Raw genomic sequence first — 10,178 nt, forward strand, 5'->3', positions numbered from 1 at the left:
CCACGTCCGGGCACACGGCCGCGGCCGAGTCCGCCATGTGCCGGGCCGCCGCGCGCAGCACGTCCGCGGCGACGGGATCGCCGTCGGCCGCGCACTCGGCCACCCGGGGGGCGAAGGAGGCGAGGACGGCCGGCCGGTCGGTGCGCGGATACAGCCGGCCGGGCAGCCCCGCCGCGGGGCCGAACACCGCCTCGGCGCTCGCCAGCAGCCGGGGGGAGCCGCCCTCGCGCCCGTCGTGGGCGCGCAGCGCCGCCTCCAGCCCCGCCCGCCCGATCCAGGCGCCGCCGCCGCAGTCGCCGAGCAGGTGCCCCCAGCCGTCCGCCCGGCGCCACCCGGTCAGATCGGTGCCGATCGCGATCAGTCCCGTCCCCGCGGCGATCACCGCACCGGGCCGCGGCCCGAGGGCGCCGACATAGGCGGTGACGGCGTCGGCGGCCAACGCCACCCGGCGCACGCCCAGTTCACGGGCCAGCGCCCCCGGCAGTTCGGCGCGCAGGGCGTCCCCCAGGCTGGCCAGCCCGGTCGCGCCGACGACGGCCACCTCCAGCCGCCCGATCCCGGCCTCGGCGCACAGGGCCCGCGCCATCGGCACCAGTTGCTCCATGAGGTGCCCGGGGTCGATCCCCCGGGCACCGGTCCGCACCGGCTCCTTCGAGGCCCCCCGGGCCGGCGCGCGGTGCCCGGCGGCACCGACGACGACCCGCACACCGGAGCCCCCGGAGTCCACGGCGAGGAACCCGGAGCCGGTCACGGCAGGCGCCAGTCCACCGGTTGGCCGCCCTGACGGACCAGCAGGTCGTTGGCCCGGCTGAACGGGCGGGAGCCGAAGAAACCGCGGTCCGCGGACATCGGCGACGGATGGGCGGACTCGACCGCCGGCAGGTCCCCGAGCAGCGGACGGCAGTTGCGGGCGTCCCGCCCCCACAGGATGGAGACCAGGGGCTTGCCCCGCCCGGCCAGCGCGCGGATCGCCTGCTCGGTGACCTCCTCCCAGCCCTTGCCGCGGTGGGCGGCCGGTTTGCGCGGTGCCGTCGTCAGCGCCCGGTTGAGCAGCAGCACGCCCTGCTCGGTCCACGGGGTGAGGTCACCGCTGGACGGCTGGGGCAGGCCCAGGTCGGTGGTCAGTTCGCGGAAGATGTTGATGAGGCTGCCGGGCAGCGGCCGCACCTCGGGCGCGACCGAGAACGACAGTCCCACCGCGTGTCCCGGGGTCGGGTACGGGTCCTGCCCGACGATCAGGACGCGTACCTCGTCGAAGGGCTGCTGGAAGGCCCGCAGGACGTTCGGTCCGGCCGGCAGGTAGGTGCGTCCGGCGGCGATCTCCGCACGCAGGAAGTCCCCCATCCCGGCGATCCGCCCGGCCACCGGTTCCAGGGCCTTCGCCCAGCCCGCTTCGACGATCTCATGCAAGGGTCGTGGTGCCACGGACGTCACCCTACTGCCGCGACGGCGGCGGAGATCAACCCACGACCGGGACCGCCGGGACCGGACGGGCTCCTCCTCGGGCTCATCCGACGACCGCGGCCCGCACGCACAGCACATCCGGCAGGTGGGAGGCCAACAGCCGCCAGCTGTCGCCGTCGTCGGCCGACGCGTACACCTCGCCGTTGCGGTTGCCGAAGTACACGCCCGCCGGATCCGCGCCGTCGTGGCACATCGCGTCGCGCAGCACCGTGCCGTAGTGGTCCTCCCGCGGCAGGCCCGCCGTGAGCGGCTCCCAGCTCCGGCCGGCGTCCGCGGTCCGGAAGACCCGGCAGCGCCGGTCCGCGGGCACCCGGTCCGAGTCGGCGTTGATCGGGAAGACGTACGCCGTGCCGCCGCGGCGGGGATGGGCCACCACCGCGAAGCCGAACGTCGAGGGCAGGCCCTCGCCGATGTCCGTCCAGTGCCCGCCCGCGTCGTCGCTGCGGTACACCCCCCAGTGGTTCTGCAGGTACAGCCGGTCCGGGTCCGCCGCGTCCCGGGCCACCTTGTGCACGCACTGCCCGAACTCCGGGTCCGGGTCCGGCAGGAACACCGCGGAGACCCCGGAGTTGGACGGGGACCAGCTCGCGCCGCCGTCCAGCGTGCGGAACACCCCCGCCGTCGACACGGCCACCGTCACGGCCCGCGGATCGCGCCCGTCGGTGAGCACGGTGTGCAGGCCCTCGCCTCCGCCGCCCGGCACCCACCGCGAGCGGGTGGGGTGCTCCCAGAGCGGCCGGACCAGCTCGAAGGTCTCCCCGCGGTCCTCCGAGCGGTACAGCGCGGCCGGTTCCGTGCCCGCGTACACCACGTCCGGTTCGGCCGCGGCCGGGTGCAGCTGCCAGACCCGCTCCAGCGAGGCCCCGGTGTCCTTGGGGAACTTGACGGCGGGCCGGGCCGGTTCGGTCCAGGTGCGGCCCAGGTCGCCGGAGTGGAACACCGACGGGCCCCAGTGCGAGCTGTCACCGCCGACCAGCAGCCGCGGGCTCGCGCCGCGGGTGTCGATGGCGACCGAGTACACGGCCTGCGCGTTGAAGTACGGACTCTCGTCGAACTCCCAGGCGCCACCCCGCCGGCGCCCGATGAACAGGCCTTTGCGGGTCCCCACGGCGAGCAGTACCTCGGACATGCCGATCACCTCCGCGACGTCTTCGTCGACGTCCTCGTCCCGAACACCGGCCAGTCTGCACCCGACCACTGACAGTCACGTCCGGATCAAGTCCCGTCGCAGGTCAGCGCCAGCGCGTTGGCCGCCGCGGGCCCCGCAGGGCCCCGCAGGGGCCCGCAGGGGCCCACAGTGGCCCGCGGGGGCCCGCCCCGCGAAGGGATCAGGCGGTGTCCGGCAGCGCACGGTCCACGAGCGCGTCGAGCCCGGCCGCCGCGGGCAGCGTGCCGAAGGCGTGCCCCCAGTCGCCGCCGAGCCGCGTCGCGCAGAAGGCGTCGGCGACCGCGGGCGGAGCGTGCCGGACGAGGAGGGAGCCCTGGAGGGTCAGGGCCATCCGCTCCACCAGCCGGCGGGCGTTCACCTGCGCCCCCTCGGCCAGCAGGTCCTTCAGCCGGACCACGGCCGCGTCCAGCCGGGCGTCCGCCCCCCGGCTCAGGGCCAGCTCGTCGAGGAGCGCCTGCGCCGTGGCGGGGTCCCGGCCGAGCGCCCGCAGCACGTCGAGGGCGTTGACGTTCCCCGAGCCCTCCCAGATCGACAGCAGCGGGGCCTCACGGTAGTGCCGGGGCATGCCCGACTCCTCGACGTAGCCGTTGCCGCCCAGGCACTCCAGGGCCTCGGCGGTGAAGGCCGGGCCCCGCTTGGTGACCCAGTACTTGCCCACCGCGGTCGCGATCCGGCGGAACGCGGCCTCCCCGGCGTCCCCGCGCACCGCGCGGTCGGCGGCGCCGGCCAGGCGCAGGGTGAGGGTGGTGGCGGCCTCGGACTCCAGCGCCAGATCGGCCAGGACGTTGCGCATCAGCGGCTGGTCCACCAGCCGGGCCCCGAACGCGCTGCGGTGCCGCACGTGGTGCCCCGCCTCGACGAGCGTCTTGCGCATCAGCGCCGCCGACATCATCACGCAGTCCAGCCGGGTGCAGTTGACCATCTCGATGATGGTCTTCACGCCCTGCCCCTCCGGGCCGACCAGCCAGGCCGCGGTCCCGTCGAACTCGGGCTCGGAGGAGGCGTTGGACCGGTTGCCCAGCTTGTCCTTCAGCCGCTGGATGCGGAACGTGTTGCGCGTCCCGTCGGGCAGCACGCGCGGCACCAGGAAGCAGGACAGCCCGCCCGGGGCCTGCGCCAGCACCAGGAACACGTCGCACATCGGCGCCGACGTGAACCACTTGTGCCCGCGCAGGGCGTACACGCCGGGCTCGGCGGTCGGCGTCGCCGTGGTGGTGTTGGTCCGGACGTCGGAGCCGCCCTGCTTCTCGGTCATCCCCATGCCGGCCAGCAGCCCGCGCTTCTCGGTCGGCACGCGCAGGCCCGGCTCGTACTCCCGGCTGGTCAGCAGCGGCTCGTACACCTTCGCCAGCTCCGGCTGCCGGCGCAGGACGGGCACCGCCGCGTACGTCATGGACGTCGGACAGCCGTGTCCCGCGTCGGTGTGGCCCCACACCAGGCCGCCCGCGGTGCGGGCGACGTGCGCGCCGGGCCGGTCGTCCGCCCAGGGCGCGGCGGCCAGTCCCTCGGCGACGGCCGTGCGCATCAGGTGGTGCCAGCTCGGGTGGAACGCGACCTCGTCGATCCGGTGCCCGTACCGGTCGTGCGTGCGCAGTTCGGGCTCGTGGCGGTTGGCCTGCTCGCTCCACTCCTGCACCTGCGCGCTGCCGGCCAGCCTGCCGAGCCGCCGCAGGTCCTCCTCGGCCCAGCCGGCGCCCTCCCGGCGCAGGCCCTCCAGCAGGGCGATGTCGTCGGACGCGTCGTACGGAGCCAGCGGAGCGGGCTGGTTGGCGACGTCGTGCGTGGCGTGTCCGCCGTGCCCGTCGCCCTGCCCGCCGAAGCCCGGGTGCCGCTCGTCCACAGATGTCGTGACCATGCGCCGAGTGTTGCACTTGTCCTGCGGCCGTAGCAATGATGCAACACATGGTCCGCCGTACAGTACGGACCCATGCGGATGGACGACCCGACACTCCCGGACGACCCGCGGCCGCGCCCCCTGTCCGCGCGGTCGGTCGTGCTGAGCCTGCTGCTCGGCACGCACCCGCCGGAGCTCCCGGCCCGGGAGCTCGGACGGCTCGTGGAGGGCTTCGACGTCGGCGGATCCACCCTGAGGGCGGCGCTCAGCCGGATGGTCGCCGCCGGTGACCTGCTGCGCACGGACACCGGGTACCGCCTCAGCGACCGGCTGGTGCGGCGCCAGCACCGCCAGGACGAGGCCGTACGGCCCCGCACGCGCGAGTGGGACGGCGACTGGGAGATGGTCGTCATCACCGCGACGGGCCGCGGACCCGCCGAACGCGCGGACCTGCGTGCGCGGTTGGCCGCCCTCCGGCTCGCCGAACTCCGCGAGGGCGTCTGGCTGCGCCCCGCCAATCTGAGCCGCCCCCTGCCCGCCGGTCTCGACCGGGTGGCCCGGCTCTGCACCGCCCGGCCCGCCGGGCCCGCCCGGGAACTGGCCGCGGACCTCTGGCCGCTGGACGCCTGGGCCGGCACGGCCCGTGCGCTCCTGGCCCGCGTCGACCGCGCCGCCCGCCCCGCCGACCGGCTCGCCCTGTTCGCCGCCGTGGTGCGCCACCTGCTCGCCGACCCGGTCCTGCCGCCCGGCCTGCTGCCCGCCGACTGGCCCGGTGACGCGTTGCGGGCCGCGTACGCCGACTACCGGGGGGAGTTGACGGGACGGGTGCGTGCGCGGACGGGCGGCGCATGACGCGGCGGCCGTACGGAGCGCCGCGCGGGGCGCTCCGTACGGCCGCCTCCACCGTGGGGGGACCGTGCCCGGGGACTACCGGTAGGTGACGTCGGACGACGCGTACTTGCAGTACGTGCCGTCGGGGCCCGAGCCGTTGGTGCTCGGCTCCTTGCCGCTGTTGTTGCCGATGTACTTCTGGCAGGGGATGATCTTCTTGCTGCTGTCCCCGATGATCGTGATGTTCCGCAGGGTCGCGCTGTCGCCGTAGTTGGTGTTGATGCCGGCCAGCCTGCTGCCCTTCCAGGTCACCTCGATGGTGTTGAGGTTGATCGTCCGCTTGTACTGCGTGGAGCAGTTGCCGCAGGAGCGGACGAAGGTGCCGAAGTTCTGCACCGCGAAGTTCGACACGTTCAGCGTTCCGGCGCCGTTGAACTGGAACACCTTGTCGCTGGCTTCCTTGGCGCCGCCGCCGCTGACGGTGTAGACCGCCGACGAGGACTTGCCCTTGAACGTGGCGGCGTCCTCGCCGACGTCCTCCCACCACACGTTCTGCAGCGTGCAGGAGCCCAGGCAGTGGATGCCGTCGGCCGCGGGGGCGCCCAGGACGACGTTCTTCAGGACCGCGCCGTCCGCCAGTTCCAGGATCGGGCCCTGGTCCTCGTCCTGGCTGCCGGAGCCCAGGTCGCCGGTGCCGTACAGGCGCTTCATCCCGTAGTCCTTGGTGCCGGACACGGAGATGGTGGAGGAGACGCCCTGGCTGCCGTTGGGGGTCGGCCAGGTGGCGGCGCCCGCCGGGGACGACCCGACAGACATGAGCATGCCAACAGAGAGTCCGAGGGTGGCCAGTGCACCCGTCAGTGCCCGTCCGCGGGCGCGTGGCCGTGTCGCAGAAGTCATGCCGTTCCTTCTGTCGTGGTGTGGGGGTGTCGGAGCCCTCCGGTGGCCGTGCGTGGCCTCGGAGCACCGGAGGGCTCATGTACGTGAACGTTCATCGCCTGGATGACCTGAACGGGTCACGTCGCTGAACGGAAGGTATGGGGTAAGCGCTTTCTAGTCAACGCCCTGCGCACATCACATTCGGCCAGTCCGGTGACGGAGAGCGCGTGCTCCCGCCCTGCCGCGGGAGGCTTCCCCCGAAAAGGCCGATGCCGGTGGTCCGAGGTGCGACGCGCACCTCGGACCACCGGCATCGGCGGTACGCGGTCAGACCGAGAGGTGGTACTGGTCCGGCACGTGGACCCGGCCGTCCAGCTCGCGGGCCGCGTGCCGGGCCCAGGAGGGGTTGCGGAGCAGCTCGCGACCGAGGAGGACCGCGTCCGCCTCGCCGTTGGCCAGGATCTTCTCGGCCTGCGCGGCGTCGGTGATCAGCCCGACGGCGGCGACCGGCATCGGCGTCTCGTTGCGCACCCGCGCGGCGAAGGGGACCTGGTAGCCGGGCCCGGTCGGGATGCGGGCGCCGGAGGCGTTGCCCCCGGTGGAGACGTCGAGCAGGTCGATGCCGTGGGCGTGCAGCTCGGTGGCGAAGCGGACGGTGTCGTCCGGGGTCCAGCCGGACCCCTCCAGCCAGTCCGTGGCCGAGATGCGGAAGAACAGCGGCTTGCCGTCCGGCCACTCCTCGCGCACGGCGTCGACGACCTCGAGCGCGAAGCGCGTCCGGTTCTCGTACGAGCCGCCGTAGGCGTCGGTGCGGTGGTTGGAGTGCGGGGAGAGGAACTCGTTGATCAGGTAGCCGTGGGCGCCGTGGATCTCGGCGATCTCGAACCCGGCGGCGAGCGCCCGGCGCGCCGCGGCGCGGAACTGGCCCACGATGTCACGGATCTGTTCGACGGTCAGCTCGTCCGGCACCGGGTGCCGCTCGGTGAAGGCGAGCGGGCTCGGGGCCACCGGCTGCCAGCCGTGCGCCTCCCGCCCCAGCGGGGCGCCGCCCTTCCAGGTGCGGTCGGTCGACGCCTTGCGTCCGGCGTGCGCCAGCTGGACGGCGGGTACCGTGCCCTGGGAGGCGAGGAGGCGGGTGATCCGCCGGAAGGCCTCGACCTGGGTGTCGTTCCAGATGCCGAGGTCGTACGGCGAGATGCGGCCTTCCGGCGACACGGCGGTGGCCTCGACGATGATCAGGCCCGTGCCGCCGGTCGCGCGGGCCGCGTAGTGCGCGAGGTGCCAGTCGCCGGGCGCGCCGGTCTCGGGGCCTTCGGGGGCGGCCGAGTACTGGCACATCGGAGCCATCCACGCCCGGTGGGGAATCGTCACGTCGCGCAGGGTGTACGGCTCGAACAGCAAGCTCACGGTGGACTCCGCTCGGCAGGGGTCGGGGCAGGTGCGACTCGTACGATAAGCATCGTAGTACGGGGGATGTCAAACTACGAGGACTCTCGTACAACGAGGACTCTCGTACAATGAGGGATCCCGGACCGAATGTGGAGCCGCCGTGACGACCGTCGCCCCCGTCCCCAGCAGCCGCGACCTGCCGCATCCGGCGCGCGAGGAGATCCGGCTGGAGGGCGTGCTGCACGCGCTCTCCGACCCCGTGCGGCTGCGGATCGTCCGCGAGCTCGCCGCCGAGGGGATCGAGCTGTCCTGCTCGCACTTCGACCTGCCGGTCACCAAGTCCACCACCACGCACCACTTCCGGGTGCTGCGGGAGAACGGCGTGATCCGGCAGGCCTACGAGGGCACCGCCAAGATGAACGGCCTGCGCCGGGACGACCTGGACGAGCTCTTCCCGGGGCTGCTCGACCGCCTGCTCACCGCCGCCGCCCGCCAGGCCGCGCGCCACGGCGAGGGCTGACCCGGCCGCCGTCCGGGGGCCTCACGCGCCGGCGTTCCGCGCCGCCGCCATCAGGGACTCCCAGTCGGGCAGCTTGACCACGTTCCGTCCGAGCGAGGCGCCCAGCTCCGCCTCGGCCCGTTCGATCGCCCGCCACCCGGCCCACTCGACCGGTTCGACCCCCTCGGCCCGCAGCGCCGCCGACGGATCGCCGGCCACGTCGCGGCCCGCGAGGGCGGGGGCGTCCTCCAGCAGGGACGCCACCGTCTCCTTGGCGCACGGCCGGTTGGTGCCGATGACGCCCGTCGGGCCGCGCTTGATCCAGCCCGCCACGTACTCGCCCGGCGCGACGGCGCCCCCGCGCAGCACGCGCCCGGCGAGGTGCGGCACCGTGCCGGCGGCGGCATCGAACGGAAGGCCCTCCAGCGGCACACCCCGATAGCCCACCGAGCGCAGCACCAGCTGAGCCTCGACGTCCTCGAAGCGCCCCGTGCCCGTCACCCCTCCGCGCCCGTCCGGAACCGTCCGCTCGAAGCGCACCGCACCCACCCGGCCCGCCCGGGCGAGCAGTTCGACGGGGCGGAGGAAGAAGCGCAGCCGGATCAGGCGGCGGACGTCCGACGTCGGCGCCCCGGCCCAGCCGCGCAGCACCTCGACGTTGCGGCGCTGCGGGGCGGGCAACGCGGAGGGGTCCGGATACGCCGGATCCAGCGCCAGCTCCGCCGGATCGGCGACGATTCCCGTGTCGGGCAACGCGCCCAGCTCGCGCAGTTCCTTGGTGGTGAAGCGGGCCTGGGACGGGCCGCGCCGGCCCACCATGTGGATGTCCGTGACCCCGCTCGCGGCGAGCGCGGTCAGGGCGGCGTGCGGTATGTCGGTCGGGCTCAGCTCCGTCACGCCCCGGGCCAGCATGCGCGTGACGTCCACGGCGACGTTCCCGACGCCGATGACCACGGCCGACCGGACGCCCCGCAGGAAACCGCCGTCGGCGGGGGCGTCTCCCCGCTCGGGGGCAGGAGCCGAGAGCGAGGGAGGAGCCGGGAGCCCGGGGGAGTCCGGATGCGCGCTGTACCAGGACACGAACTCGGTCGCCGACCAGCTGCCCGGCAGATCCTCGCCGGGGATCCCCAGCCGCCGGTCCGCGGCGGCGCCCACGCAGTACACCACCGCGTGGTACAGCTCCCGCAGCCGGGCGGCCGGCACTCCGTCCGGGCCGACCGGTACTCCGCCGAGGAAGCGCACCCGCTCGTGCTCCAGGACCGTGCGGAGGGTGTTCTGCAGGGACTTGATCTTCTCGTGGTCCGGTGCCACGCCGTAGCGGACCAGGCCGTAGGGGCAGGGCAGCCGGTCCAGGACGTCGACGCGCACCCGGGGGTCCTGCTGGACGAGGCTCTGGGCGGTGTAGCACCCGCTCGGCCCGGAACCGACGACGGCGACATGCAGCACGGCCGAACTCCTCACGCCGGGAGACCGACAGGGGGACCGCTGACGCCTCCAGCATCGCACCGTCGGCGCTCCGCTGACAGGGTGCCGTCCGCCGCTCGGGGTGCGTGTTCCACCGGAGGGGAAGTGATCACACGGTTACGTTGCGTGTGTGCTTGAGGCGTCTTCTTTTCAACTTTCCGATCGCTCTCCGGCGGAGGGAGCGGTGTCCGTGTGGCCCGCGTGGGAGGTGCGGGAGGGGGAGCGCACGACGCGGTGGCTCCATGTGCGGCTGGACTTCGGCGACGGGGCCCGGGTCGATGCGCTCGCGGTGGTGTCCGAGGGGTGCGTGTGCGTCGAGGACGTGCGGGCCCGGCCCGCGCTGACCCTGGAGGACCTGGCGGTGTTCGCCGACTGGATCGAGGGACCGCTGGCGCGGGCGTGCGGCGCCGGCGCCGGGCCGGCCGACGGGGACGTCACCGGCGCGGGGGCGCACCGGGGCCGCTCGACCTGGCCGCCGGGGCCGGAGGGGTGGCGGCTCGCGGCCCGGGAGTACCGGGTGGCCCGGGAACGGGGCGCCGATCCGGTCCTCGCCGTGATGGAAGCGACCGGACACAGCCGACGCGGGGACAGCAGGCCCGCGTCGCGCGCCCGGCCGATCAGTCGGAGCGCCCCGCGTCGGCTGTGTCCGG

Annotated in this window: 9 protein-coding genes and 1 pseudogene; 3 read left to right on the top strand and 7 right to left on the bottom strand. The window is 74.4% G+C overall.

Annotation, left to right across the window (positions count from 1 at the left end):
* The 4 genes from B7L92_RS32435 to B7L92_RS32450 all read right to left on the bottom strand — a co-directional run.
* Nucleotides 1-751: N-acetylglucosamine kinase (locus tag B7L92_RS32435; RefSeq protein WP_107501671.1), on the bottom strand; the 751-nt coding region annotated here is incomplete at its 3' end.
* Nucleotides 748-1,425, bottom strand: a complete 678-nt coding sequence (locus B7L92_RS32440; protein WP_081240869.1) for a uracil-DNA glycosylase — start codon at nucleotides 1,423-1,425, stop codon at nucleotides 748-750. The genes B7L92_RS32440 and B7L92_RS32435, both read right to left, overlap by 4 nt.
* A gap of 82 nt (nucleotides 1,426-1,507) precedes the next feature.
* Entirely contained in the window at nucleotides 1,508-2,662 is a 1,155-nt protein-coding gene (locus tag B7L92_RS32445; RefSeq protein WP_081240870.1) for a WD40/YVTN/BNR-like repeat-containing protein, read from the bottom strand.
* Between the two features lie 130 nt (nucleotides 2,663-2,792).
* Nucleotides 2,793-4,487, bottom strand: coding sequence for an acyl-CoA dehydrogenase family protein (locus B7L92_RS32450; protein ID WP_081240871.1), 1,695 nt, complete (start codon nucleotides 4,485-4,487; stop codon nucleotides 2,793-2,795).
* A 72-nt stretch (nucleotides 4,488-4,559) separates the two neighbouring features.
* On the opposite strand from B7L92_RS32450, the gene B7L92_RS32455 reads away from it, so the two are divergent.
* A complete protein-coding gene (locus B7L92_RS32455; RefSeq protein ID WP_081240872.1) occupies nucleotides 4,560-5,318 on the top strand; it encodes a PaaX family transcriptional regulator C-terminal domain-containing protein in 759 nt (252 codons plus the stop codon).
* 75 nt (nucleotides 5,319-5,393) lie between these two features.
* Here the strand turns inward: B7L92_RS32455 and B7L92_RS32460 are convergent, their stop codons facing one another.
* Both B7L92_RS32460 and B7L92_RS32465 read right to left on the bottom strand, forming a co-directional pair.
* Nucleotides 5,394-6,197, bottom strand: a complete 804-nt coding sequence (locus B7L92_RS32460; protein WP_081240873.1) for a pectate lyase — start codon at nucleotides 6,195-6,197, stop codon at nucleotides 5,394-5,396.
* A gap of 306 nt (nucleotides 6,198-6,503) precedes the next feature.
* Nucleotides 6,504-7,583: an NADH:flavin oxidoreductase/NADH oxidase gene (locus B7L92_RS32465; RefSeq protein ID WP_081240874.1), complete on the bottom strand. Its 1,080-nt coding sequence runs from the start codon at nucleotides 7,581-7,583 to the stop codon at nucleotides 6,504-6,506.
* Between the two features lie 142 nt (nucleotides 7,584-7,725).
* Between B7L92_RS32465 and B7L92_RS32470 the strand changes: the two genes are divergently transcribed.
* The gene (locus B7L92_RS32470) at nucleotides 7,726-8,085 is read left to right on the top strand and encodes an ArsR/SmtB family transcription factor (protein WP_081240875.1); all 360 of its coding nucleotides are present in this window, start codon (nucleotides 7,726-7,728) and stop codon (nucleotides 8,083-8,085) included.
* 21 nt (nucleotides 8,086-8,106) lie between these two features.
* Here the strand turns inward: B7L92_RS32470 and B7L92_RS32475 are convergent, their stop codons facing one another.
* Nucleotides 8,107-9,510: an NAD(P)-binding protein gene (locus B7L92_RS32475; RefSeq protein ID WP_081240876.1), complete on the bottom strand. Its 1,404-nt coding sequence runs from the start codon at nucleotides 9,508-9,510 to the stop codon at nucleotides 8,107-8,109.
* A gap of 262 nt (nucleotides 9,511-9,772) precedes the next feature.
* On the opposite strand from B7L92_RS32475, the pseudogene B7L92_RS32480 reads away from it, so the two are divergent.
* Nucleotides 9,773-10,108: pseudogene (locus B7L92_RS32480) on the top strand (DUF6214 family protein); the annotation flags it as partial.
* Between the last annotated feature and the right edge of the window lie 70 nt (nucleotides 10,109-10,178).

Origin of the sequence: Streptomyces viridosporus (genome assembly GCF_002078235.1) — a bacterium.
GTDB classification, from domain to species: domain Bacteria; phylum Actinomycetota; class Actinomycetes; order Streptomycetales; family Streptomycetaceae; genus Streptomyces; species Streptomyces viridosporus.